This window comes from Clostridiales bacterium (assembly GCA_018333995.1).
GTDB lineage: Bacteria > Actinomycetota > Coriobacteriia > Anaerosomatales > SLCP01 > JAGXSG01.
Window position 1 is genome coordinate 14,474 of sequence record JAGXSG010000023.1, and the last position, 25,964, is coordinate 40,437.

A 25,964-nucleotide genomic window follows, 5' to 3' on the forward strand; every position below is an offset into this window, starting at 1 on the left:
TCTGCTTCCTGACTCGGAGTGATTGCGTGTCGAGCTACCAGGTGATGCCTTTGAACGCCCGTGAGAACAGGGCTTCGCCCGGGTTCTCGTTGATGTTCCCGAGCGTGACGAGATCGTCGCCCAGGGACTTCAGCCCCACCGTATCGAGCTCGATGTCGAACTTCAGCCGGTCGTTGCCCTTCACGATCGCGTCCGCGGGCGCACTCGTGTACTTCACGGCGATAGCGACGATCTCATCTGAGGTCGGATCGGCCAGAATGATCTCGTTCGCCTCGTCGATCGCCTCGATGAAGAGCTTGTACTCTTCAGGATTGCTCTCGATGACCGCGTTGCGCACGTTGATGGTGCGGCACGGGATGCTCTGCGATACCTCCGGGAACAACACCTTGAAGCCCTTGAGCTCGGCGACGCTGACATGGGGCTCCTCGAGGATCGCGCCATCGACCGCGGCGCCCTCGAGCGCCGCGATCGCTTCTCCGCCCGCAAGCTTCTCAAGCTGGAATTCAACGCCCGCCTTCTGTGCTACACGGGTGTAGGAGATGACCGCTTCGCACGCGGGTGAGATGCCCGCAATGCGCTTGCCTGCAAGATCCTTGATCTCAACAATGGGCGAGTCTGCGGAGACGACCAGGACCGAGGTGCAGGGCTTCTTGACCTGCGCGATGGTCTGGATGGGCGCACCGTTGGCGATCGCGGCGATCGCGACCGTTGGGCACGACCAGAATGCATCAGCCTCGCCCGACACGACGAGGTCGCGCGCGGCCGTCAGGTCCGCGGACTCGACGATCCTAACGTCAAGGCCCTTGGCCTCGAACAGGCCCTTCTCCTTGGCCACGTACAAGTTCAGATGGTGGGTGCTCTTCGCGTCCGCCACGACGATCACGAACGGTGCCGCATCAGCGCCCCCTGTCTGCTCTGGCGCGTCGGTCTCGGCATTCGGTGCGCAGCCGACGAGTCCGCTCAACGCGAGCAGGGTCGCGAGGCATACCTTGAGATATCCCTGTCGCCTTGTCATGCGAATCATGTCTGTTCCTCCATAGTCATCCGCCCCGCAAAGGCGTTCGTCTGTCAGCCGATCTCGCCCCGAACGGAGCGATCCTGCTTAGGCCGGACTATGGGTGCGGCGCAACCCACCATCAACTACGACTAAGGTGCGGAAATTGTGCGGAGCGAACTGCCGAGGTACTACCGTCATCACGCAAGAGGCGCCGTGGACAAACGTTTCCCCTGCTCAGCGCCTGTCGCGAGGCATTCTCTGAACCGGTGGCACAACATGCGGATGTGGCAAGATGCGCACTCGAATAGTGCGCGATCGAGTGACCGCGGTACCCTTTGCGCGACCCTCCCTATCCGATGCTCGACAGGTTACAATCTCCACTCGCCGTTGTGCTGCACACATCGCCCGCGAGCCCGAGGAGCCACCCATGAAGTTCGAGACACTCGCCATCCATGCCGGACAGGGCCCCGACCCCGCCTACGGCGCGGTCATGCCGCCGATCTACCAGACCTCGACGTTCGCCTTCAAGGGATTCGACACGCCCGGCGAGTTCGACTACACCCGCTCCGGCAACCCCACCCGCAAGCAGCTCGAGGACTGTCTTTCGGCGCTCGAGGGCGGGACGAAGGGGTTCGTCTTCTCCACCGGCATGGCGGCGATCGCCACCGCGCTGTGGAGCTTTGATGCCGGCGACCATCTGATCGTGCACGACGATCTGTACGGCGGCACGTACCGGCTACTGACCTCGGTCGTGGCCGAGAAGGGCATCGAGGTCGACTTCGTGAACTTGCGCGACATCGCGGCGGTCGAAGCAGCGGTCGCGCCCCACACCAAGGCGATTTGGATCGAGACTCCGACAAACCCGCTCATGAATCTCGTCGACCTCGCCAAGATCGCCGCTTTCGCCAAGTCGCGCAACATTTTGACGATCTGCGACAACACGTTCCTGTCGCCGTACTTCCAGCGCCCTCTCGAACTCGGCATCGACATGGTGATGCACTCCACCACGAAGTACATCAACGGACACTCAGACGTCGTCGGTGGCGCGCTCATCGTCAACAGCGAGGCGCTCGCTGAAAAGATCGGGTTCCTGCAAAACGCGCTCGGTGCCGCGCAGGCGCCCTTCGACTGTTTCCTCGTACTGCGCGGAGTCAAGACGCTCGCGGTGCGGATGGAAGTCCACAACCGTAACGCGCTCGCGCTCGCCCGCTGGCTCGAATCCCATCCAAAGATCGCTCAGGTACTGCACCCGGGCCTCGAAAGCCACCCGCAGCACGAGCTCGCCCTGCGCCAAGCGACCGGTTTCGGGGGCACGTTCTCTTTCAGGATCAAGGGCGGGCAGGACGAAGCTCGCCGTTTCCTTGAGGCGTGCGAGTTGTTCGTTCTCGCCGAGTCCCTCGGCGGCGTGGAATCGCTCATCGAGCAGCCGTACACAATGACGCATGTGTCGATGCCCGAGGACGTACGCCGTACTATCGGCATCACCGAAGACCTGATCCGTGTCTCGGTGGGCATCGAGCACATCGACGACCTCATCGCGGACGTGGAGCGCGCGCTCGCAGCAATCTGACGGTTGAGCAGGCTGTCCGAGCGCCGAGCTCTCGTCGGTTAACGGATTGGTGGGGCGATGATGACGAGCACGGCGGAAGTCGTCCGGGAATCCTGGTCGGGGCGATGGTACTCTCTGTCATGGAACGGTCGTGCGGCCCGCCCGCGCCGGTACCCGCTCAACTCGCACGCAGCGAGCGTCACTGAAGAGAGGAATCGCCGAGATGCGCAGTGATATCGTGCTAACCCTGACGGGTCCTGACCGCGTCGGTATCGTCGAAGAGGTGACCGGGGTCCTGCTCGGTATCGAAGGGAACGTCGGCACGGGACGGATGGCGCGTCTGGGCGGGGAGTTCGCGATGCTCCTGCTCGTCTCGCTTCCCGCCGCCAACGTGTCTCAGATCGATGCGGCGTTCACCTCTCTCGCGCACGAAGGCTACAAGATCACCTTTGGAGAGACCGCGGCGGCGGCAAAGGCTTCACCGGCGGCTTTCGACGTGTATCGGATCGACGTGCGCGGGGCAGACCACGAGGGCATCATCCACGAGATTGCCCGCGAACTCTCCCGGCTCGGCATCAACATCGAGTCCGCCGAGACGGGCACGGTGGAGGCGCCGGTCACGGGCGTGCCGCTCTTCTTCATGAAGACGCTCGTCCACGTTCCGGCCCAACTCGCCGAAGCCGAGTGGATGGCCGCACTCGATGAGGCCGCACGCGCCTCCGGCCTCGATATCGACATCTCCTTCGAGCCGGCGGCGGACCCTGGCTCTTAGCGGGTCAGCGGTTCGAACACGAGAACCTCGTCGCCCCCGGCGTTGGAGAGCGCCAGCCGCTCAGCGGTCACCTCGTAGGATGTCGCCTCAGCCAGGAGCCGGAAGTACGACGTTCCCGTGGCTCGCACGGTTCACGCTCCCTAGGTGAACTTCTTGCGCAACCGCGCGACTGGACCGATACTAATCTAAGATAAGGAATTCGTTCGTATACTCCCAAACGACACCATCCCTCTTGCGAGATGACCCGTGAAGGAGGAACACCGTGCGACTCGACGCGTCCGACATAGACCCTCACGACAGCAAGCCCGTGCATATTCGTCTCGACCTGATCAGCCGCACCGGCGGCTCCGGGCTGTGGTGGGTCGCACAGCAGTTCGAGGACGGCACTCGGAAGCCAGAAGGGATGTTCACCGAATTCGATGCCGCACGCGCCCTCGCCACCGAACTCGCTGCATCGCTCGGAATCCCGATCATCGAGAAGGACTTCGCTTCCTGAGTCGGCCCGTCGTGCGAGACGCCCTCGGCTAGAACTCGCACCCCCCGAGCCGCTCGAAGACCACATCGACGCGGCGAAGGAAGGTGCGCGGGTCGAAGAGCTCGTCCAACCGGTCTTCGGTAAGTGCGCATCTCGAATCGGCTTCGAGGCGCTCACGGAAGGTGGCACCGGGACGCGCCTGCTGAATGTCGTCCCACACGCGCATCGCGTTACCCTGCACGATCGCGTAGGCGTCCTCGCGCGTCATGCCGGTATCGACGAGCGCGAGCAAGACGCGGCTGCTGTAGATTAGCCCACGCGTCGCCTCGAGGTTCGCCCGCATACGCTCAGGGTAGAGCACGAGCCCATCGAGCACCCACGCAAGCTTGTCGAGAAGGTAGTCGAGCGCGATCGTCGAGCCGCTGAGGACCACACGCTCCGCGCTTGAGTGACTGATATCGCGCTCGTGCCACAGCGCGACGTTGTCGAATCCAACCTGCGCGCCCGCCTTCACGACCCTCGCGAGCCCGCAAATTCTCTCGGCGGTAATGGGATTGCGCTTGTGCGGCATCGCACTCGAGCCCTTCTGTCCGCTTGTGAAGGGCTCCTCGGCTTCGAGCGTTTCACTCTTCTGGAGGGCGCGGACCTCGGTCGCGATCTCCTCGGCGGTGGCCGCGAGGGTTGCCAGCACCGCGAGAAATTGCGCGTGCCGATCGCGTGGAATGACCTGTGTCGAGAGCGGCTCGGGCGTGAGGCCGAGACGCTCGCACACGTACGCTTCCACGAACGGGTCGATGGTGCTGTAGGAGCCCACCGCTCCCGAGATCGCGCCAACCGCGACGACCTCGCGGGTGCGCTCGAGCCGATCGAGCGCTCGGCGCATCGCCCAGGCCCAACGCGCGAACTTCATGCCCATCGTCATCGGCTCCGCGTGAATGCCGTGGGTGCGGCCTACGCAGAGCATCTCTCGCGTTTCAAACGCACGGCGCTTGCAGACTTCGCCCACCCGTCTGACGTCATCGATGAGGATGTCTAGCGCTTGCGTCATCTGAAAGCAAAGCGCGGTGTCGCCAAGATCGCTTGAGGTCATCCCATAGTGGACCCAGCGGCTCGGTTTGGGGTCACCTTCGCTGATATCCGCGTCGATGTTCTCGGCCATGGCGGTGAGAAACGCGATGACGTCGTGGTTGGTGGTGCTCTCTATCTCGTCGATCCGCTCGATCGAAAAAGCGGCGGTCGCGCGAATGTGTGCGGCGTCCTTGGCGGTGATACCGATCTCGCCGAGCGCCGCCTGGGCCTCGCACGCGAGAAGTTCGATCTCCTTCCAGATCTCGAACTTGTTCTCGAACTCCCAGATGCGGGCCATCTCGGGGCGTGAGTAGCGAGGGATCATCGGCGGAAACCTTCCGGCGCTCGGGGATGCATGACATCGAACCAAACCGCCGTGCGCGGCTCACTCGTATTATCGCCGAGACGCCGCCGCCGGTCATCCCGTCCAGATAACCGCGCTCTTCGCTCTAGCGACAGGCGCGACGCTGACTGCCGCCAACGCGGACGCTGGCGTCGATCCCAATCCCTTCAGGGGCTCCCCGAAGATGTCGGCGACCTCGCCGTACATCGTTTCGGCGTACTCCTGGTGCCAGTCATCGAGCGAGAGGTAGAACAGCGGCGAGAAGGCGAGTCCCATAGCGGCAACAAGCTCGACGATGACGGGCAGCAGCGTGACGCGCGCAAACAGCAGGTCGATGATTACCGGGTTGAGGTAGTCGCCCTCATGGAAGGGCATCCACATGTGCGTGAGCCCGTCCACACGCACGACGATGTCGTAGCAGTGATTGCCCTCGCCCAGCAAGACGATGGTGTAGTGCCCATCCGGATCCTCGCACTCCCTCTCCCAGCCATGACCCGCCCGTTCGAGAGCCCAGATGCCAGCGAGTGTCTCGAAGTCCGTCGGCATCGTGAGAGGGCATCTCGGCAGTTCTCTAATCGACTCGCGGATGTTAGCGGCGTACGTGAGATGCTTCTCGCAGATGGCGTCCCGGGCGAGCGTCATCGCAAGACTCGCCTCAAACCACGAGGCCGAGTTGATGACCGTACGGAGAAGGTCCGGGTCATTGTGATAGTGCGCGCGAATCGCGCCGATCAGTCGTGTGAGCGGTTGCACAGTTCACTCATTCGGTCGTGTCGGTTCCGCGTGGGAAGTATCGACACGCTTCGCGCCGATGATGAACGCACGCGATGAACGGCGGCCAGCGCGAACCAGCGAGCCGCCTCCGCACCGCAGGGCGACGGCGCCGGAGTCTACTCGATATCTGCGTGGTACGCCTGGAGCGAGCGCACGCCGTCGCGGGACTCTCTGTAGGCAGCAATGCCCGTCGCCGCCGCAAGGGCTGCCGCGGTGGTGGTGATGTAGGGCACTCGGTGGCGGATCGCCGCCTTGCGGATGTACGAGTCGTCAAACTCGCTTGATTTGCCCGCCGGCGTGTTCACGACGAGTTGAATGTCGCCGTTCTTAATCGCGTCTTCGATGTTTGGGCGTCCCTCGTGCACCTTCAGGATCGGCTCGGCGAAGATTCCATGCTCGCCGAGGAACGCCGCGGTTCCACCGGTCGCCCGGATGGAGAATCCTAGCGCGGAGAACTCCCGCGCAGCGGGAAGCACGAGTTCGCGGTCTCGCTCGGCAACGGTGATCAGAACGGTCCCTGTGTCCGGCAGGTGCTGTCCGGCGGCCTCCTGCGCTTTGTGGAACGCGAGCCCAAACGAACTCGCCAAGCCGAGCACCTCTCCGGTCGAACGCATCTCGGGCCCGAGCACTGGATCGACCTCGGGGAACATGTTGAACGGGAACACCGACTCCTTGACTCCAAAGTGCGGCACTTCTCGCTTGACAAGCCCGAGACTGCCGAGCGGCTCACCCAACACGACGCGCGTCGCGAGCCCAGCCATCTGCACATCGCATACTTTTGAGACGAGGGGCACGGTGCGCGACGCCCGCGGGTTCGCCTCAAGCACGTACACGGTGTCTTCAGATATCGCGAACTGCACGTTCATGAGACCTACCACGCCGAGTTCTATGGCGATTCTTCGCGTGTGCTCCTCGATGGTTGCCAGGTGCTCTTCTGCAATTGAGACCGGCGGGATCACGCACGCCGAGTCACCCGAGTGCACGCCCGCGTACTCGATGTGCTGCATGACGGCGGGAACGAAGGCGTCCGTGCCGTCGCAGATCGCATCCGCTTCGCACTCGAGCGCGTTTTCAAGAAACGAGTCGATCAAGACCGGCCGCTCGGGCGCAAGCATCGCCGCGGCGGCCATGTAGCGAGCGAGCATCTCCTCGTCGTGTACGATCTCCATACCTCGGCCACCAAGAACGTAGCTCGGTCGCACCATCACCGGGTAGCCGATCTGGCGGGCCACCTCTCGCGCGTCTTCAAACGTCGAGGCCATCCCTGAGGCTGGCATCGGAATACCGAGGCGCTCCATGATCTCTGAGAAACGGTCGCGGTCCTCGGCAAGGTCAATCGTCTCGGGAGAGGTGCCGACGATCGGCACACCGGCCGCCTCAAGCTCTCGCGCGATGTTAAGCGGTGTCTGACCGCCAAACTGCACGATGACGCCCTCGGGCCGCTCCTTCTCGTAGATCGCGAGCACGTCTTCGACGGTGAGCGGCTCGAAGTAGAGCTTGTCGGAGGTGTCGAAGTCGGTCGAGACTGTCTCGGGGTTGCAGTTGACCATGATCGTCTCAAAGCCAGCTTCGCGAAGCGCGTATGCCGCATGCACGCAGCAGTAATCGAACTCGATGCCCTGGCCGATACGATTGGGGCCTCCGCCAAGCACCATCATCTTACGCCTGCCGCTCACCGGCACCGTGTCGGGCGCGTTGTATGTCGAGTAGTAGTACGCCGCTTCGGCCACGCCGGACACCGGAACCGGTTCGTAACCGTGCACGACACCCAGGCCGATGCGCCGCCTGCGAATCTCGGCTTCCGGCGTGCCGAGCAGGCGCGCGAGGTACGCGTCGGCAAAGCCGTCTCGCTTCGCGCGCGCGAGGAGATCGCCTGGAAGCTCCTCTCCCGCTCGCCCGCCCTCGCCACGCACGCCACCAGCACTCGCGTAAGAAAGCACCTCTTCCTCGAGCGCGACGAGCTCAGCCATCTGCTCGATAAACCACCGCTTGATCTGAGTGCGCGCGTAAAGCTCGTCTACGCTCGCACCCTGCCTGATCGCCTCGTACATGATGAACTGCCGCTCACTCGATGGTTCCGCGAGCAGCCCCATGAGATCCGCAAGGGGCCGCTCGGCAAAGTCACGCGCAAAACCGAGTCCGTAGCGGCCGATCTCCAGCGATCGCACCGCCTTTTGGAATGCCTCCTTGTAGTGTTTGCCGATCGACATCGCCTCACCCACCGCACGCATCTGCGTGCCGAGCTTGTCGATGGCGCCCGGAAACTTCTCAAACGCCCAGCGGGCGAACTTCACGACAACGTATTCGCCACTCGGCTCATAGCTGTCGAGAGTGCCGCCGCGCCAGTAAGGGAACTCGGCGAGCGAAAGCCCAGCGGCGAGGTTCGCGCTCACGTAGGCGATCGGGAAGCCGGTTGCCTTGCTCGCGAGCGCAGAGGAGCGCGACGTGCGGGGGTTGATCTCGATGACGACGATACGCCCGGTCTCGGGATCGTGCGCGAACTGCACGTTCGTCCCGCCCACAACCTCGATCTCCTCAACGATGTCGTAGGCATGCTTCTGCAGCCGGGCCTGGACATCGGGCGCTATTGTGAGCATTGGCGCCGTGCAGAAGCTGTCACCGGTATGTGTCCCCATCGGATCGACGTTCTCGATAAAGCAAACGGTGATGAGACGTCCATCGGCGTCGCGAACGATCTCAAGCTCGAGCTCTTCCCACCCGAGCACCGACTCTTCGACAAGCACCTGCCCCACCATCGAGGCCTGGATACCGCGCGCGACGACGGTGCGCAGCTCCTCGATGTTGTAGACGAGCCCGCCGCCGGTGCCGCCCATCGTATACGCGGGACGGATGACCACGGGGTAGCCAAGGTCTGCGGCGATCTTTTCGGCCTCCTGTACCGAGTGGCAGACCTCACTCCTCGCGCACTCCACGCCGAGGATCTCCATCGCCTTTTTGAACTCCAGGCGGTCCTCCCCGCGCTCGATCGCGTCGATGTTCACGCCGATGATCTCGACCCCGTGCTCGTCGAGCAAGCCCGCACGCTTGAGCGCGGATGAGAGGTTGAGCGCCGACTGCCCCCCGAGATTGGGAAGGAGCGCGTCAGGCCTGGAGGCGGCGATAACCGCGGCGACAGAATCGAGATTGAGCGGCTCGATGTAGGTCTCATCGGCCATGACGGGGTCGGTCATGATGGTCGCTGGGTTCGAGTTGACAAGTACGATGCGATAACCGAGGCGGCGCAGAGCCTTGCACGCCTGGGTGCCCGAGTAGTCGAACTCTGCGGCTTGGCCGATGACGATTGGGCCTGAGCCGATGATCATGACGGTGCGGATATCGTCGCGTCTAGGCATGCATGCTCCTACCAGTTGACAGGAATGTCGCGGCTCGCGAGATACTCCTTGACTTCGCGGACGGAAAACGTACGGAAGTGAAACACGGACGCGGCGAGCAGCGCTGTCGCGTGACCCTCGGCCACACCTTCGTAGAAGTGCTCGAGCGTGCCGGCCCCGCCTGAAGCGATCACGGGAAGCGAGACCGCGTCCGCGATCGCGCGGGTGAACTCCAGGTCATAGCCCGCAAGCGTGCCGTCACCGTCCATGCTCGTGGGAAGAAGCCCGCCAGCGCCAAGCGCTTCGCACCGCACCGCCCACTCGACGCAGTCAACTCCGGTACCAACCGTGCCGCCCGCGACGACCACCTCGAACCCGCTCGGCATCTCGGCGCTGCGACGGCCGTCGATGGCGACGATGATCCGCTCGTTGCCGAACTTCTCGGCGGCCTCCGTCACGAACGCAGGGCGCTTCACCGCCGCGCTGTTGATGCTCACCTTGCTCACGCCGACATCGAAAAGCGCCTCGATATCGTCGAGCGTCGATATCCCGCCGCCTACCGTCAGTGGAACCCCGCCCAACACATCCGCAACGGCGCGGGCCCACTCAAGTCTCGTCGAGCGGTTCTCCAACGTAGCGGCGATATCGAGCATCGCCACCTCGTCGGCACCGGCCTCAGCGTAGAAACGCGCGTTGTCGACCGGATCGCCAGCGTCGCGCAAGTCGACAAAGTGCACCCCTTTGACGACGCGGCCGTCCTTCATGTCGAGGCACGGGATGATAGGCACAGGGTCCACGTGCGCGCTCCTTCCCTCGGCGGTGCGCCCGGTCGACGACACTCGGTTGACGGCATTCTAACGGAAGCGCAAGGCCGGTGCGCGAACGCCTTCGCCCACAGCGTTCGAGCTACCGCGTCGCGGTAAACTGTGACGTGACGAAGCCCGACGAGGAGGAGCTGTGATGACGCGACCCGCATCTACCGCAACCCAGTCAAAACCAGGTCCATCCGAGCGGGAGCTGCTATCTGTTGCCGCTTCAATACGCCCGACCGATCCCTCTGGGGAGCATGCGGCGCGCACCCGGCTCGACCAGCTGACCAAGCCGCCGGGATCTCTCGGTCGGCTCGAAGATATCGCGGCACAAGTGGCCCGTGTACAAGGCCTGGAGAAGCCTTCCGTCGCGCGAAAAGTCGTGCTCCTCATGGCGGGGGACCATGGAGTGGTCGCAGAGGGAATCACGCCGTACCCGCAAGATGTCACCTGGCAGATGGTCGCCAATATCGTTTCAGGCGGCGCCGCTATCTGCCAGATCGCGGCAAGCGTCGGAGCGGACCTTCGCGTCTACGATGTAGGCGTCGCCCGCGACATCACGTTGCCAGGCGTGGTGGCTCGAAAGGTTGCCTACGGCACGCGCAACATGGCTGTGGAACCCGCGATGACGCGTGAAGAATGCGCCGAAGCAGTGCTGACAGGAATCCATGCCGCGCGTGACGCTGCCGCAGACGGCTACACACTGATAGCCACAGGCGAAATGGGCATCGGCAACTCCACTGCCGCCGCCGCTCTCACCGCCGCGTACACAGGAGCGGACGCGGGGGCGGTTGCGGGGCCCGGCACTGGACTCAGCAAAGAAGGTGTCGCCCGCAAGGCGCGCATCCTGCGCGACACGCTTGCTCTTCACGCAACGGCTGACCTCGACGCGCTTGGCAAGCTCGCCGCGGTGGGCGGTCTCGAGATCGCGGCGCTTGCCGGCGTGCTGCTTGGTTCCGCGGAACAAGGCATCTGCGTGGTTTCGGACGGCTTCATTTCGGGTTCAGCAACCCTCGCGGCGGTCGCGCTGTGCCCAGTCGTTGCCGAGTACGTGTTCGCCTCGCACCTCTCGGCAGAGCCCGGACACCCTATCATGCTCGCCCACCTTGGGATGCAGCCGTTACTCGACCTCGACATGCGGCTCGGTGAAGGGACAGGTGCCGCGCTCGCAATGGCAGTCATCGATGCCGCATGCCGCTGCCTGTCGAACATGGCCACCTTCTCGGAAGCAGGCGTGTCGAGCGGAAACGCGTGACGATCAAAAGGGTGCCTAACAGGCCGTCTTCATCCAACTGCCCCACTGCGACGACCAACGATGCGCTGGACTACCATCTCGATAATCTCGGAAAGCTCCGCGACCTCACATGCCGCTCCGCACTCAATCGCGGCTCGCGGCATGCCCCACACCACGGCGCTGCTCTCCGCCTCGGCGACGGTGTACGCGCCGGCGTCGCGCATCGCACGAAGACCCTCAGCTCCGTCGGTGCCCATCCCGGTTAAAAGGACGCCCATCGCCGAAGCCCCGATGACATCGGCGGCCGATTTCATCGCCACATTCACCGAGGGGGCATGCGCTGTATTTGTTGGCCTCTTGTCGAGCTTCAACACACGCTTTCCATTGACGCGCTTCATGTGAACATGCATACCAGCCCTGCCGATGAGGACGCGGCCTCCCTCAAACAAGTCGCCGTCGCAGACCTCGCGAACCGGAACACGGGCGCACATGTCGAGACGCGATGCGAGAGCGGCGGTGAACCCCACCGGCATGTGCTGAATGACAAGCACCGGCGTATCGAGATGCGGGGGAAGCGCCAACAGCAACGCCTTAAGCGCAGCCGGTCCTCCCGTGGAGCAGCCTACGATGAGGGCATCCGTCACCGGATCGCCTTCGCGCGCTCCCACCGCGCCGATCGGGGCATTCTCGTTTCCGCGCCGGTCGTGAGCGCATAGCGTCGCAACATCAACGGATGCCGCCGCCCGAATCTTTTCGAGCAGCTCTGCGCTTATGCGCGACATGTTCATGTGGGTAAAACCTGAGGGCTTGCTCACAAAATCAACGGCGCCCGCTTCGAGTGCGGACAGGGTGTGCGTGGCGTTTTCTGTCGTTACCGAGCTCAGCATGATAGTCGGCACCGGACTGACCCGCATGATCTTGGTAAGCACCGTGACACCGTCTTCACCCGGCATCACCACATCAAGGGTTATCACGTCTGGCTTGAGCGCCGGAATCAACTCCAACGCTTGGCGACCCGACCCCGCCGCGCCTACCACTTCAATGTCTGGCGCCGAGGAAAGAATGCGCGTGATCGCCCTGCGCATGAATGGTGAATCATCGACTACCAGTACCCTGATCATGTAGTTCGGACCCCTTCGACCCCGCAAAGCCAACGAGTCATGCCATATCAACGGGCTTGCGATACCCGATCGCTTTGCCAACCTGAACCATTTCCAGGGTATTAGTCACGTTGAACAGCGACTCAGAATGTCCAACGAACAGGTGACCCGCCTCGCGCGTCACGCCAATCAGCCCATCGAGAGCCCTCAAGCGACTCGCCGCATCGAAGTAGATCATAACGTTGCGGCACAGCACGATATCGAACATGCCGAGCGAGCGCATTCTCCTTGTGTCCACCAAGTTCGCCTGCGAGAAGGACACGCGGCGGCGGAGCGCTTCGTCAATGCGCAACACTCCGTCAACCGGCTTGAAATACCAATCGAGGTATCGTCCCTCCGCACTTCGGAATGAGTTGCTCGTGTACTTCGCATGCCTTGCCTTTTCAAGCGCACGACTCGAAATGTCGACTCCGTGTATCTCGACACGCCGCTCGACATCGAACAGTCCCGCTTCGTGGAGCAGCATGGCGATCGTATACGGCTCCTCTCCCGTAGAACACCCTGCCGAGAGGATCCGGACAGAACGCGCTTTCGCTGGAGCATCCCGTACGATGTCGAGAATGGCCTCAATCTGACCAATCTCGCGAAAGAAGTACGTCTCGTTGTTGACGATCGCGTCGACCGCCCGTTCGAGCTCGAGGCCGTCACCGTACTTGAGCAGGTGATAATACTCGGTGAAATCCGCTGCCTGGGTGGCCTGCATCGCTTTAGCGAGCTTGCGCGCGAACGTGGGCATTGCCTCCTCTGGCGGATATATGCCGCAGTGTTCGGAAAACAGCTGCCGCATGAGCCGGAACTCGTACGGACGCATCTCGAACATGGCGCTCATGAGACGCCGTTCGGTGAGGCGGACTCAGCATGAAGCGTGGCCGCGATCGCGGCGGCGACCGCCACGTCCTTCTCCACAACAAGCGCATTCCGCAATTCGTCGACCAGCGCCCCTGGCTCATCGCTCACTGAAAGGCCAAGCGCAGCGGCCCATCGGCTATCGGTATCTGAGGCCCGAAGTTGAACGGCTAGGTACGACAGCGCCTCGGGCGTTCCGATACGTCCAAGCGCGAGACACGCGATCGCGCGCCGCTCATCAACCGTACTTGCGGCGTGCGCGAGGAGCTGGGAAACAGCGGCGGCTCCCAGTGATACGAGGCTCTCGGCTGCGTGCTGCGACAGGAGACTGTCGTCGAGAAGCGCGATCAGCCGCTCTGGTGCGGCGGGATCGGAAACGCCCGCCATCGCGCGCACCGCACGGATCCGAACGAGTGGCTCAGGATCGCTGATGACTCGCTCTAGCAGGTTAGAAGCCTCCGGCGCGTCGCATGACTCGAGAGCCTCAACTGCGGCGAGCCGGACGTTCCAGCTCTCCTCTTGTCCGCCGAGCACCCGTGCCGCCACTTCACAGACACCCGGCCAGCCAAGCGCGAGGAGTGCTCGAAGCGCTGCCTCTCGCACGTCGGGGACTGCGTGCTCAACGTGCTCGGCCACTGCGGGGATCTCCCGGGAGCCTCCGCACTTGCCTAGTGCCGCCAACGCTGCGACGACCACACCTGGATCCGAGCTGTGGAGCAGGCTCCGCATCAACTCGATGTCCTCCGGCGAGGCCTCGACAGCAAGGCCCTTCACCGCCGCTGCCGTGATCGATGTCGAACCTTCCTCTACGGCTTGACGCAGGACCCGCCTTGCCGTCGGCTCGTTTCGTGTCGCGAGCGTTCGAATTGCAGTCACTCTGAGCAGATGATCCACGTCGAGCGCCAGAGTAAAGAGCACCGATAACGCCTCGTGTCCGGGAATCATCCCGAGCGCGGGAGCAACCTGGCGCCTCACGAGCGGGCTCGGATCACGGGCCAAGGTAAGAGCGATGTCCCAGAGCGCTTCGTCCCCAGACCGCTCCGGTAGACTAGCGAGCATCCGCGCGACTGACTCACGTACGCGCTCGTCACCCAGCTCCACTGACTTGCCGAGCGCACCGGCAACACGCAGTGGCCCGAGACCAGCAAGCGCCTCTGCCGCCGCGAATCTGATCTCATCGAACTCATCGTGAAGCAGATCTACGAACACCTCGATGTGCTCAGCTCCACCTAGTCTCGCGAGGGCTTCGATGGCCCCGGTGCGAACTGACATATTCTCGTCACCCGTTAACCGCAGGAGACGGGGAACGTCCCGCTCATCGCCAGCGGCGGCGAGCGCGCGCACCAGCACTGAGCGGACCGCGGGAAACGAACTCCGCTCGGCGGCGTCAAGTTGCGACCTCACAGCTTCGAGATTCTCCGCAAGGAAGCTCGATGCGTCCTCGATCAGATCTGAGGTTTCGGCAGCCTGGCACACCGAAGGGGCAAACGACGGATCGCCGAGCCACAAGGCGACCACCATGCCCGCCGCTCTGTCGGGACCCTCGCTGCGAAGCGCCGCGTTGACTGCATCACGCAACGTGGTGGGCGCCGAGTCACGCACGTCAGCGGTGATACGTCGAAACACCGGCCTGGTTCCGTCGTCGATCACCTTGATGATTCCTGCCAACGCGCGAACGACACAGGCGCCGTAGAATGCGCTTGCATTCGCCGCCGAGTGCACAAGCGGCACAAGGGAGCGCACGTCCCCGATCCGCCCGAGAGCCTCAGCGCACGCGGCACCGATCGGATCGTCACCCAGCTTCCCAGCGAGCTGGCGGATCGCCCGTTTTGAGGCGATCGTACCGAGCGCTTCAGCCGCGGCCACAGAGGCGAACGTGTTCTCCTCAAGCACCTCCAGTAGCGCATGTACCGCGCTCTCGTCGCCTATACACCCAATCGCCTCGATCAGCATGTGGCGTACGTTCTCGTCCTCTTCGGTATCGAGCATCGGGATGAGATGCGCCAGGGCCGCCGGATCACCGATCTGTCCCAACGCGAGCGCCGAGAAGTTCCGTACATCCGCGACGTCCGAAGAGAGGTGTTCCACAAGAACCGCAATCGACTCACCGCTGCGCTTGATAAGCGCCTTGATCGCTGCGTTACGCTCGCCGGCATTCTCGGAATACAGCAGATCGCCCAAGAGCGCGGACGCGTCAACATCCGAGTCAACGGCCAACGCCTGGGCGGCGGAACGGCGAACTCGCCAGTCACTATCCGCAAGTGACTCGACCAGCCCAAGGACAGCGCCCGCGCCCCGGTCGATTCGAAGCCGCTCTACCTTTCGCCGACGCCGCTCGCCATGGTCGAGAGACTCGAGGTCGTCTGCGCCTATCGCAATCTCGGCCGAGGCGGCTGAAGAGCGAAACGCCGCGGAACTATCCATGAAGTTCGCCTCCGGTTCGCAGCGGGGAAGCGGAAAGGGGTCGGCGGTAGAGTGCCACCCGGCCGTAATTCCGTGTCTCGAAGAGGTTGGGGATCTGGTGGATCAAGTCGGCCTCGCCGGTCAACAGCCAACCGCCTGGAACGAGCGAGTCCCACAAGCGCCTAATCAGCCTCTCGCGGGCGTCAGTTGACAGGTACATCATCACGTTGCGGCATAACACGAAGTCCTGACCGCGCACGGGTAGCGTCCCAAGCAAATTGCGCACGGCAAACCTCGTGTTCCTGCGGATCTCCTCGGAAACAGATATCATGCCCTCCGCATCCGCCACGGTGTAGCGGTCAAACAACGATCTAAACTCACGGCCGCACGATCCCTCTTCGGGCTCGCGATACACGCCGCGCCGGGCGGTTGCGATCGCCGAAGCGGAGATATCCGTACCCACCACCGTGTAGGGCAAATCCCTGCCTTCACGGGTACACTCGGCGGCGAGCATTGCCAAGGAGTAGGCCTCTTCTCCACTTGCGCATCCGGCTGACCAGACTCGTAAGGGCATCTTGCGCTCGATAGCCCGCTTGCATACATCAGGCAGAACCTCTTCACGCAAGAGGCGCATCTGACCGGCATCCCGGAACAGACGTGTCTCTTGCACTGTCACCTCGCCCACCAGCCTCTCCACCAGCGCCGAGCCTGTCCCCGGCGCATCCAGAAGCGTCTCGAGTTGCTCCCACGTTGTCGCGCCATTCTCCCGCATCACAGCGGCCAGAGCACCGGCGGCGCGATACTCCCAGCGCTTGTCTAGACGCACGCCAGCGGTCTCGATCGCGCGTTGCTCAAAGTACCTGCGGAAGTCCTTTGGTGCGAGGATAGAACCCGTCACGTACCGCCCCCGTCACTTCAGCTTGAAGCCTTCGACTACTTCTCGGAGGTTGGATGATTGCTCGGCCAAGTTGCCCGCGGCTCTAGCAAGCTCCGTGATTCCGTCCAGATTCGTCCGCGTCGCCTGGGCGATGTTTTCCATCGCCATGACCATGTGCTCGCCCCCGCGCTTCTGTTCACCGGTCGCCGAGACAACCTGAGAAACAAGGTTCGTCATGTGTTCGACCGCAGTCACGATCTGCTGCGAACCATGCGCTTGCTCCTGGATCGCGGTGTCTACCTGACGGTGGAGCAGCTTCATCTCGTCGACCTCAGCGAGCACCGTGCGTCCGCTTCGCACCTGTTCAGCGGTGGCCGAACTAATCTCACGCATCGCCTCGATCACTTCATCGAAAGTCTCGCTGATGCCGTGGAGAGTCGCTTTCGCCTTGTCGCTCACAGCGCGAGACTCTAGCGCCCTCTTGGCGCTCGTCAGTGTGGACTCGACAGCGTGCTCCGTGTCTTCCCTGATGGTGGCGATCAGCGCGCTGATTTCCTTCGTGGATTCTGTCGAACGCTCGGCTAGCTCACGAACCGCCTCAGCCACAACCGCGAAGCCACGGCCGTGTTCGCCGGCGCGCGCCGCTTCAATCGCGGCGTTGAGCGCAAGTAAGTTGGTCTGCTCGGCGATATCATCGATGACCCCCGTGATCTCCCCGATCTCCTTGCTGCGCTTGCCCAGACTCTTGACCACCTCGACAGTGCCTTCGATCGACTCCGCGATGGCAGCCATCGCGTCGGCCATCGACTCGACCTTGTCAACGCCCTCGTTGGCCGCCTTTCCGGCCTCATCCGTCATCTTGGACACGCGATCCGCGCTCTCGGCGACCCGCTCCGTCGACTCGATGACCTGCTGGATGCCGTTCGCGGTGCTTGCCACCACCGTAGACAGCCCCTCAACGCTGTGAGCGATCTGTTCGACAGACGCGGCCATCTCACTAATGGTCGCGGAGGTTTCATCGGCGCTCGAACCAAGTTGCTCGGCGCTCGATGCAACCTGATCGATGGAGGCGGCCATCTCCTCCATCGAGACGCTCGTCTCCTCCGTTGCCGAGGACTGCGTCTCCGCGCCCTCGCTGATCATCCTAGTCGTCGCCGATATCTGCTCGGCAGCGGTCGCAAGGTCATCCGAGGAGGTCTTGATGGTGCCAATGATGAGCGAGAGTTTCTCGGTCATCTCATTGAGCGCGATGGCGAGGTCTCCGAGCTCATCACCTGAGCGGGCGTGCATACGGGTAGACAGGTCTCCAGAGGCGATCGTCTCCGCGAAGGCGACCGCACGGCGGAGCGGCACCGTAATCTGACGGGAGATGAACCAGCCCACGCCAACCGACGCGAGCACGCTCAGAACCAAGATGACAGCCATTATGGAATACGCGAGCACCTGGGTCTGCTCGGCGCTCTGCTGCGCTGCCTGGATGTCAGCTTCCACAACCGACTCAAGCTCATCAAGAGCCACGAAAAGCTCTTCGCGCTTCCCGTCAAAGGTCCCCATGTACTCAAAGATCGACATGCCAGTACCGATGTCGGCACCGCCCTGCAAATTGCGCACGTGCGCACGAACCATCTCGCCGCCCGCCTCGAAGAACGTCTCATACGCCGCGATTGCCCTGTTTAGCGCCTCAACTCCTGCGGCGCTCTCCATCCTCTCCAGTCCCAGCTCTGCGTCACCCTGCTGGAGAGCGGTCAGCAAGCGTCTCGCCTCAGCGTCGTAGGTGTCAGCCTCTCCCGAAACCGCACGCGCCTCGCTCGGGGTGATCTGGATGAGGGACTCTGTGTACAAGTCACTGAGCTTCATGGCTGCGACCTGCGCGTCGTGAGTGGTGATAGTGCGGGGGATATGTTCGTGCACTATCCGGTTGGACGCATTGGCGACGCGCTGCACCGACATAATACCGGCCACGGCCGCGAGCACGACGATCGCCGCAACCACAAGAAAACCCAGCGTCAACTTCACGCGCACTGTTCGCTGCATTCGTGGAAGCTGCTTTGGCAACGGGATTCTGAACTTCATCTTCTCGACCCTTTCCTCTCGAGCCTCAACCGGCAAGGCTTCCCATGGCGTCGGTCTCTTCCTGCGAGAACATCATTTCGAGATCGAGCACGACGACCATACCGCGCTCCACCCTGCACACACCTTCCACGAACTCGGTGCCGACGCCGGCCGCAAGATCCGGGAGGCGCTCGACCTCGAGCGAGGAGACGCGAACCACCTCCACCACGGCATCAACGACAAGTCCTATCGTCCGAGCGCCAACGTGCACGATAATGATGCGGGCGGTCTTTCCGAGCGCCTCAGCGGTAAAGCCAAACCGTTTACGTAAATCCACTACGGGGACGAGGCGACCGCGGAGATTGATCACGCCTTCAACGAACCGTGGCGCGTTGGGGATCGCGGTGATCTTCATTGCGCTGTACCGGATAATCTCCTGCACTTTGCCGATGTGGAATCCAAACTCGTCCTTCGCGAGCAGAAGCGTGACCAGCTGAAGCGTGTCCGCATCACTGACACGAGCTTCCCTGACAGAACTTAGGTCCTCATCGAGCACTTTGGGTGCGCGTTTTCGCGCCATCAACGGACCCCACCTCCCACGACCGTTTCGTTCTTGGAACGCCCGGCGATTAAGTCAACCACGCCGTCCACGTCTATGATGGGCACCACAGAACCATCGCCAAGAATCGTCGCGCCCCCGATACCCGGTGTGCGACCGAGGGTTTCCTCGAGATTCTTGACCACTACCTGCTGCTGGCCGACAAGCGCGTCAACCAGCACGCCGAGCCGATGGCCTACCCCTGAGACCACTACCACGAATCCTTTACCGGTATGGCTCGGCTCCTCCTCGAAACCGAGCGTATGACCTAGATCGACTACCGGTAGCGAGTGTCCGCGTAAGTCCATGACCTGCGACCCCTTGATCGTGCGGATTTCGCCTCGGTCGACTCGCAATACCTCCGCAACCGATGCGAGGGGGATCGCGAACGCACGCTCTTCCTCGCTGACAAGCAGCGCTGACATGATCGCGAGCGTCAGCGGCAAGCGCATCGTAAACGTCGTTCCGCCGCGAAACTCTGTCTCGAACTGAATCGTTCCACCGAGTTCCGCGAGCTTCTTGCGCACGATGTCCATGCCGACACCGCGTCCCGAGATATCGGTGATCGTCTCGGCGGTGGAAAAACCCGAGCCTGTGATGATATCGACGATCAAAGCGTCGCCGATCTCCTCGTCGGAGCTAATCCTGCCTTGCTCAACCGCTTTGTTCCAGATTGCGCCGACATCGAGGCCTTTCCCATCATCCCGGGTCTCGATGAATACGTAATTGCCCTCATGACCCGCCGCCAACGTGATGGTTCCTTGCCGGGGTTTTCCCGCCGCAACTCGCTCTTCCGGTGTCTCAATCCCGTGGTCGCAGGCGTTCCTCACCATGTGCAACAGTGTCTCTTCGACCTGTTCTATCAGACGTTTGTCGAGCTCGGTCTCCTCGCCCTCGAACACAAGCTGAATCTCCTTGCCGGACCAACGCGCAATGTCGCGGACGGTGCGATGGAATTTCGAGAACAACTGATTCACCGGTACCATGCGCAACCGCATCACTTGGTCCTGTAACCCATCCACGAGCCGTGACAGATCTTTCGCCGCACCCGCGAGTAGCTGCACGGACTCATCTTTTCGGTTGGCCGCCTTGATCTCGCCCACCAGATCCTCAAGTCTCGTCCGCGCGGTGACAATCTCGCCGGTCAGGTCCATAAGCTCGTCGAGTCGCCCTATGTCGACTCGGATGATGTGCTGCGCGCTCGCGGCTACTGTCGGCTCGCATACTTCCGCATCCGATTTCTGGAGATCCCCGGTACCAGCGATCGTACGTATTGTCGACACACTCACGCCGAGGTTGTCCCCGATCTCGGCATCGGTGATGTCGGTGAGCGCAACAACCTCGAATGTCACGTCGGTACGCGCCGAGTCAGCCTCAAAGATCATGGGTATGTCGTCGAGGAGCGGCCGGGCTTCGAGCACCTCCCCCTTGCCGAGCGCACGTTCGATCGCGCTGATCCGGAGAGCACCGAGCCGAAGTTCGATTCCCCACCTCAGCAAGAGCCTCACCGCCCGAAGCCCTTCGTCCGGCGCCTCGGCTATCCGCGCCTGTGCGTACTCGCCGAGACCGGCAAGCCCCGTCGGCGTCCGGTCTGCATTCTCCGTGACTGGCACCGAATCGAGCAGGGCGTCAATCGCGCGCACCGCGTCGCGTGCGGAACCAACTACTTCACCTTCCCCGGCGGACACAGCAGCCAGCGCATCCCGCAGTGCGTCCACCCCGCGGAACAGCACCTCTAGACACGCCTCGTCGACCGCACGCTCCTTCTTTCGGAACGCCTGGAACACGCTTTCCATGACGTGCGAAAGATTCTTGATGTCGTCGAAATCGAACATCGCCGCGAGACCCTTGATGGTGTGGGTCGCGCGAAACATGTTCTCAATCAGGTCATCCGGTGCTTCGTCCGTGAGATAGATCCGCTCCAAAGCGAGCAGATCATCGTCGAGCGACCGGAGGTACTCGTCGGCCTCGACGATGAACTCCTGCACGAGAGACGCATCGTTGAACTCTTCGGGGGCCATTGACAGATCGCCTAGTCCTCAAACCGATCGATGATCGAATGCAGCTTCTGCGGTTGAAACGGTTTCACGAGGTACTCTGTGGCGCCGGCGAGCATCCCCTTACGAATGTCCTCGTCGCTTCCCTCAGTCGTGAGCACCACGATCGGCAAGCTCCGCTTGTCCGGATCCTTGCGGATCGTCTGGATCAACTCGAGGCCGTTCATCTCCGGCATGTTGATGTCCACGACCATGAGGTCAGGGACTCGCTCGGCGACTCGCTCAAGCGCCTCCACACCGTTTGCCGCCTCCCTGATCTGACACCCCCAATACTTGCCGAGGGCAAACGACACCAGCATCCTCATTGTCTTTGAATCATCGACTATGAGGACGTCTCCAAGTTGCATGACTCACTCCCTTCCAGTAGAGCTGGCCACCTGATCAGTAGCTACGTCTACGACGTCGAACACGGTGTCCAGCCTCCACTCGGCAAACGAACGTGCGATATCCGCGCTTGCGGCCACGGTAAGTGACCTGCCTGTTGGCATCGAGGAAGCGGCACGCAAGATAACCGCGAGACACGCTCCGTCTATCACATGGGCATCTCGCAGGTCGACGCGTATGTCCCCAGCGCCGACGTCCAGCGCCTCAGTGATTCCGCGTCTCAACGCGTCGAGCCCCTCGGGGCCCCTCGGGTCAGGTGCGGTCACCACGTGGAGCCTGACCGCTCTTCTGGCACTCATGACTCACTCACCAGTCATACTCCCCCCGGGGCGTCACAACGGCCACGTGAACGCATCCGCTACTCAATGTACAGTTTCGTGCAATGATTCCTGAATAGATACATCGGCTCACATGCCTGGGAGTTTGAGACACCATATCCAGCGCGTGTGCTCGATCCGCTATGCGCGGCGGCTATCACATGCCCGGAAGCCCGCACACTGCACCCCCGTGATCCTGGCTATTGATATGTGGTCACACCTGCGTACAGCATACAGAAATCCACGCTCGCACTTCACGTCCTTAGTAAGCGAACGTCGGCACCTCAGATGCAATAGACGCATGAGCTGGTCAAATCGAAATAGCGGGCGCCGACCACAGGCTCAGGTATCATTTGACGGGAGTAGTCGCACAAGCGATTGTGAATTCAGTCATAAAGCGTCGCCGCATGAAGGCCGATACTCTCTTGTGACGGCGTCCTGGTCGACGCTGTATGGCACGCCGCCGGTCGCGACGCGACACGGCAACTTGATTCCCGGCCAAAGGGGGAACGATGATAGCGCGCAGAGTGTTGCTTGTCCTTATGAGCCTCATGATATTCGCGGGGCTCGCCATCCTGCCCGGTTGTGGCGAGGCCGAGACGCCCGCTCCGGCACCGCCGGCGGAGGAGCCAGCGGAAGCCCCATCGATCGACGAGGCCGCTGAGCTCATCGAGGTGACGAACGAGTACCTGAGTTCCGAGTTCTCGCAGAACTGGGTGGTCAACGCCGCAGACCTCAATGACCTGCTGTTCGTGAAGAACGATGATTCGTTCCAGCTGATCGACGTTCGCAGCCCGGAACACTACGCCGCCGGCCACATCGAGGGCGCGATCAACATCCCCTACGAGACGATCGTAGACGAGGACCAGCTCGCGAAGCTCAATCCCGACAAGACGCAGCTAGTTGTCGATTACGACGGCTCTAAGGCGACGGGCGTGGTGTGTGTATACAGCCAGCTCGGTTACGAGGCGATGTTCCTGCGCTTCGGCATCAGTGGCTGGACCACCGACCCGGCACTCTACGGTATCGACGGCGGCAAGGTGTGGGACGGCGTGGGCGCTGACTATCCGGTGACAACCGAAGGATTCACCGCCGAGCCCACCTTCGACCTCCCCACGCTTGACACCGGCGCTGCTGACGTTCGTGAGGTCGTCATCAATGCGACCAAGGCGTTCCTTGCCCGCGGAGGCAACACGAATCTCATCACCGCAACAGAGCTCAACGGATGGATCGAGGCCGGCGCGGACGACTTCATGCTGATCACCGCGGTCTCCCCTGAGCACTACGCGCTCGGACACCCCGAGGGTGCGATCAATATTGGCCGCGCGAAGCTCGCGACCGAAGGGGTCCTCAAGCAATTCGACCCCGACAAGAAGATCGTCGTCACCTGCTATCAGGGACATAATTCCGGCTTCATGCAGATGTTCCTCGGTCAACTGGGTTACGACGTGTACGCTCAGCGCTTCGGTCTCGGTGCGTGGACCAACAACGCCGAGGTGCGCGGCGTGCCGATGTACGACCCTGCCAAGGTTCAGAACTTCCCTGTAGTCACAGGCCAATAGCGGCGGCGTACGCACCGCTCCCTGGAAGGCCTCGTCCACTGGCATGTGGGCGGGGCCTTCCGAGTATGAACGCACGCGGATCGTGCGTGACGGGTAGATACTCCTCGTCGACTCAGAAGAAGGAGACGCAACGATGATATCCTCCCGCAGATTGAAAACCGCGCTCGCCACCGCGGCGCTCAGTGTTCTCATGGCGATGTCTGTCACCGGATGCCGCGAAGCGGAGTCCGAGCCACCTGCCCCTGTGCCTGGACCAGCGACGGAATCGCCCGCATCCCAAGTCCCGGAACCCGCCGCCAAATCCACATCCGTGCTCGTGTACCTTGTCGACGGGGAGAAACTCACCGTAGCGCGGCGTGAGATCAGTGCGACACCCGGGGTCGCCGCCGCCGCTATGGACGAGCTGCTCACCGGAGTCGCGGAGCGCGAATCGGAGCTTGGCTTCGCCACGGAGATTCCAGAGGGCACCGTGCTTCTCGGCCTTCAGATCGAAGAAGGCGTAGCTACCGTTGATCTGAGCGGCGAGTTTCAGTCGGGAGGCGGCTCGACATCGATGCTGCTGAGAGTCGCCCAGGTGGTGTACACCCTTACCCAGTTCGACACCGTTGACACGGTAAGCTTCATGATCGACGGCGTCCCCGCTGAGGCAATCGGCGGTGAGGGCGTCATGGTCGACCCTCCAGTGGGCAGAGAAGACTTCACCGACAACGTCTTGCCTCTCATCTTCGTTGAGTCGCCCGCGCCGTGGGATGCAGTCGAACCGCCGCTACGCGTGACCGGAGTTTCAAACACGTTCGAAGCGACGCTACTCCTCGAACTCGTGGATTCGGGCGGGCGGATCATCTTCGAGGGCATGGCCACCGCCACCGCCGGCTCAGGCACATGGGGCACATTCGACGTCGTTATCGACTACGAGGCTGAACTCGAAGGAAGCGGATCGCTCATCGTGTTCGAGGAGTCGGCCGAAGACGGCTCACGCATCAACCTCAAAGAGATCCCGATCGACCTCAAGCGCTGAGGCAGCGACCGCAAACGCGATGAGGGTCATTCATGGGCCTCACGCTCTGGTACGGCGTCGTCATCTTCGACCGGCCGGGTAACGATGTACACGCTCACGATCGAAGCCGCAACAACCATCGCCGTCGGCGCGGCGATGGCCACGAACGTACTCGACGCGGTGAGAACGACAATGACGCTTGAGATCAATATCGCTGGCCACAATGTGAGTAGCGCGGCTCTCTTCGCTCTTCGCGGAACGCCGCCGCCGTAGATGAATCCTGCCACGTAGCCCCCGAACCGCGGATGCGTGACGAGCCATCGATGCATGCGCTCGGATGAGCGTGCGAAGCAATACGCGGCAAGCAGCAGAAACGGCGTCGTAGGCATCACTGGCAGTACCATTCCTACGACGCCGAGTCCCAGCGACACCGTTCCAAGAATCAGCAGCGCCGGACGAACGAGGGCGTTCACAGGGTGTCCTACCCGAGTCTCGCGGCGACGATCCTCGCGACCTCGGCCTTGTCGCAGTTCCCGCCGGTCACCTGTCCCACGAGTCCGATCACCCGGCCCATCTCGCGCTTGTCCGAGACTCCCTCCTCGGCAAGTATTCGATCGACTATCGCGGCAAGTTCCTCGCCGGTCACCTGAGTTGGCAGATAACCCTCAAGGATGGCCACCTTTTCCCGTAGCGATGCGGTCCGCGCCTCATCGGTGCCAGCCTTGATTGAGCCCTCAAGGGTCTCGGCCGTCTGCTTGAGCACCTTCTTCAGCGCCGAAACGACCTCGGCTTCAGCGGCGTCTCGGCGAGACTCCTTCTCGAGTGCGTCGACCTCGCTCTTGACAAGGCGCAACACCGACACGCGCTGCTTGTCGTGTGCGCGCATCGCGTTCTTGATCTCCGAGATAAGCGACTCTCTATCCACTCCGTGACCTCCTTGCCTAATGAAGATCAAGCGCGTCGTGAACCTTGTCAACTTCAGCCTTAAACGCGTCGAGTACAGGCTGGATCGCCCGCAACGCCTCGCTGGCGGTCATTTCATCGGGTACCTGCGCCGTGGCGTCGACCAATTCGTCATAGGCGGCCTGAGCGGCTGAAATGTCGACGCCTTCAAGGCCCTCGGCCGCCGCGGCCACCGCCGCCCACTCGGATGAGAGACGCTCAACCGCAGACACGACATCTTCTGCGGGACCGTCCGGGTCGACATTGAGGAACCGGACAAACGTGCTCTCCACATCGTGGATGGCCTCGTCGAGCACCTTGTAGGCGTCCTGTTCAGGCGGGTTCGGAGCACACCCTGCGAACATCCCAAGCAGCAACATTACTCCCGCCGCCAGCGCTACCACCTTCTTCACTGG

Annotated in this window: 23 protein-coding genes; 6 read left to right on the forward strand and 17 right to left on the reverse strand. The window is 62.4% G+C overall.

Annotated features, from left to right (window positions below; all coding sequences use genetic code 11):
* Positions 1-34: 34 nt before the first annotated feature.
* Positions 35-1,024 carry an ABC transporter substrate-binding protein gene (locus KGZ40_06895; GenBank protein MBS3957239.1) on the reverse strand — a complete coding sequence of 330 codons (990 nt, stop codon included), beginning with the start codon at positions 1,022-1,024 and terminating at the stop codon, positions 35-37.
* A 400-nt stretch (positions 1,025-1,424) separates the two neighbouring features.
* On the opposite strand from KGZ40_06895, the gene KGZ40_06900 reads away from it, so the two are divergent.
* From KGZ40_06900 to KGZ40_06910, 3 genes are all read left to right on the forward strand, one after another.
* Entirely contained in the window at positions 1,425-2,567 is a 1,143-nt protein-coding gene (locus tag KGZ40_06900) for a PLP-dependent transferase (GenBank protein ID MBS3957240.1), read from the forward strand.
* A 202-nt stretch (positions 2,568-2,769) separates the two neighbouring features.
* Entirely contained in the window at positions 2,770-3,318 is a 549-nt protein-coding gene (locus tag KGZ40_06905) for an ACT domain-containing protein (GenBank protein MBS3957241.1), read from the forward strand.
* A gap of 262 nt (positions 3,319-3,580) precedes the next feature.
* Positions 3,581-3,814 (forward strand): hypothetical protein, encoded by a 234-nt coding sequence (locus KGZ40_06910; protein ID MBS3957242.1) that lies wholly within the window; start codon positions 3,581-3,583, stop codon positions 3,812-3,814.
* Between the two features lie 28 nt (positions 3,815-3,842).
* On the opposite strand, the gene KGZ40_06915 is transcribed toward KGZ40_06910, so the two are convergent.
* The 4 genes from KGZ40_06915 to hisF form a co-directional block, all read right to left on the reverse strand.
* Complete coding sequence (locus KGZ40_06915) at positions 3,843-5,186, reverse strand: adenylosuccinate lyase (protein MBS3957243.1); 1,344 nt, start codon at positions 5,184-5,186, stop codon at positions 3,843-3,845.
* Positions 5,187-5,279: 93 nt separating this feature from the next.
* Positions 5,280-5,957 (reverse strand): hypothetical protein, encoded by a 678-nt coding sequence (locus KGZ40_06920; protein MBS3957244.1) that lies wholly within the window; start codon positions 5,955-5,957, stop codon positions 5,280-5,282.
* Positions 5,958-6,094: 137 nt separating this feature from the next.
* Complete coding sequence (gene carB / locus KGZ40_06925; protein ID MBS3957245.1) at positions 6,095-9,331, reverse strand: carbamoyl-phosphate synthase large subunit; 3,237 nt, start codon at positions 9,329-9,331, stop codon at positions 6,095-6,097.
* 8 nt (positions 9,332-9,339) lie between these two features.
* The gene (gene hisF / locus KGZ40_06930; GenBank protein ID MBS3957246.1) at positions 9,340-10,107 is read right to left on the reverse strand and encodes an imidazole glycerol phosphate synthase subunit HisF; all 768 of its coding nucleotides are present in this window, start codon (positions 10,105-10,107) and stop codon (positions 9,340-9,342) included.
* Between the two features lie 163 nt (positions 10,108-10,270).
* On the opposite strand from hisF, the gene cobT reads away from it, so the two are divergent.
* Positions 10,271-11,374 carry a nicotinate-nucleotide--dimethylbenzimidazole phosphoribosyltransferase gene (gene cobT / locus KGZ40_06935; protein MBS3957247.1) on the forward strand — a complete coding sequence of 368 codons (1,104 nt, stop codon included), beginning with the start codon at positions 10,271-10,273 and terminating at the stop codon, positions 11,372-11,374.
* Between the two features lie 29 nt (positions 11,375-11,403).
* Here the strand turns inward: cobT and cheB are convergent, their stop codons facing one another.
* From cheB to KGZ40_06980, 9 genes are read right to left on the reverse strand one after another with little or no spacing between them, the layout of a single operon-like run.
* Positions 11,404-12,474 (reverse strand): chemotaxis-specific protein-glutamate methyltransferase CheB, encoded by a 1,071-nt coding sequence (cheB, locus tag KGZ40_06940; GenBank protein MBS3957248.1) that lies wholly within the window; start codon positions 12,472-12,474, stop codon positions 11,404-11,406.
* A 37-nt stretch (positions 12,475-12,511) separates the two neighbouring features.
* Positions 12,512-13,342, reverse strand: coding sequence for a protein-glutamate O-methyltransferase CheR (locus KGZ40_06945; GenBank protein MBS3957249.1), 831 nt, complete (start codon positions 13,340-13,342; stop codon positions 12,512-12,514).
* Positions 13,339-15,783, reverse strand: a complete 2,445-nt coding sequence (locus tag KGZ40_06950; GenBank protein MBS3957250.1) for a HEAT repeat domain-containing protein — start codon at positions 15,781-15,783, stop codon at positions 13,339-13,341. Before KGZ40_06950 ends, KGZ40_06945 begins: the two co-directional genes overlap by 4 nt.
* Complete coding sequence (locus tag KGZ40_06955) at positions 15,776-16,660, reverse strand: protein-glutamate O-methyltransferase CheR (GenBank protein MBS3957251.1); 885 nt, start codon at positions 16,658-16,660, stop codon at positions 15,776-15,778. The genes KGZ40_06950 and KGZ40_06955 overlap by 8 nt, the downstream gene beginning before the upstream one ends.
* 12 nt (positions 16,661-16,672) lie before the next feature.
* Entirely contained in the window at positions 16,673-18,712 is a 2,040-nt protein-coding gene (locus KGZ40_06960; GenBank protein ID MBS3957252.1) for a methyl-accepting chemotaxis protein, read from the reverse strand.
* Between the two features lie 25 nt (positions 18,713-18,737).
* The gene (locus KGZ40_06965) at positions 18,738-19,271 is read right to left on the reverse strand and encodes a purine-binding chemotaxis protein CheW (GenBank protein MBS3957253.1); all 534 of its coding nucleotides are present in this window, start codon (positions 19,269-19,271) and stop codon (positions 18,738-18,740) included.
* Positions 19,271-21,310, reverse strand: a complete 2,040-nt coding sequence (locus KGZ40_06970; protein MBS3957254.1) for a chemotaxis protein CheA — start codon at positions 21,308-21,310, stop codon at positions 19,271-19,273. Before KGZ40_06970 ends, KGZ40_06965 begins: the two co-directional genes overlap by 1 nt.
* 11 nt (positions 21,311-21,321) lie before the next feature.
* Positions 21,322-21,693 carry a response regulator gene (locus tag KGZ40_06975; protein ID MBS3957255.1) on the reverse strand — a complete coding sequence of 124 codons (372 nt, stop codon included), beginning with the start codon at positions 21,691-21,693 and terminating at the stop codon, positions 21,322-21,324.
* Positions 21,694-21,696: 3 nt separating this feature from the next.
* Entirely contained in the window at positions 21,697-22,029 is a 333-nt protein-coding gene (locus tag KGZ40_06980) for a hypothetical protein (GenBank protein ID MBS3957256.1), read from the reverse strand.
* Between the two features lie 530 nt (positions 22,030-22,559).
* Between KGZ40_06980 and KGZ40_06985 the strand changes: the two genes are divergently transcribed.
* Together KGZ40_06985 and KGZ40_06990 are read left to right on the forward strand one after the other, a co-directional pair.
* The gene (locus tag KGZ40_06985) at positions 22,560-23,609 is read left to right on the forward strand and encodes a rhodanese-like domain-containing protein (protein MBS3957257.1); all 1,050 of its coding nucleotides are present in this window, start codon (positions 22,560-22,562) and stop codon (positions 23,607-23,609) included.
* A gap of 133 nt (positions 23,610-23,742) precedes the next feature.
* On the forward strand, positions 23,743-24,627 hold the full coding sequence (locus tag KGZ40_06990; protein ID MBS3957258.1) for a GerMN domain-containing protein: 885 nt from the start codon (positions 23,743-23,745) through the stop codon (positions 24,625-24,627).
* A 26-nt stretch (positions 24,628-24,653) separates the two neighbouring features.
* Here KGZ40_06990 and KGZ40_06995 read toward each other — a convergent pair whose 3' ends face one another.
* Genes KGZ40_06995 through KGZ40_07005 form a run of 3 tightly spaced genes read right to left on the reverse strand, consistent with a single transcriptional unit; the run spans position 24,654 to position 25,961 of the window.
* The gene (locus KGZ40_06995; protein ID MBS3957259.1) at positions 24,654-25,079 is read right to left on the reverse strand and encodes a YbaN family protein; all 426 of its coding nucleotides are present in this window, start codon (positions 25,077-25,079) and stop codon (positions 24,654-24,656) included.
* Between the two features lie 8 nt (positions 25,080-25,087).
* Positions 25,088-25,531, reverse strand: a complete 444-nt coding sequence (locus KGZ40_07000) for a GatB/YqeY domain-containing protein (GenBank protein MBS3957260.1) — start codon at positions 25,529-25,531, stop codon at positions 25,088-25,090.
* A 16-nt stretch (positions 25,532-25,547) separates the two neighbouring features.
* Positions 25,548-25,961 carry a hypothetical protein gene (locus KGZ40_07005; GenBank protein MBS3957261.1) on the reverse strand — a complete coding sequence of 138 codons (414 nt, stop codon included), beginning with the start codon at positions 25,959-25,961 and terminating at the stop codon, positions 25,548-25,550.
* Between the last annotated feature and the right edge of the window lie 3 nt (positions 25,962-25,964).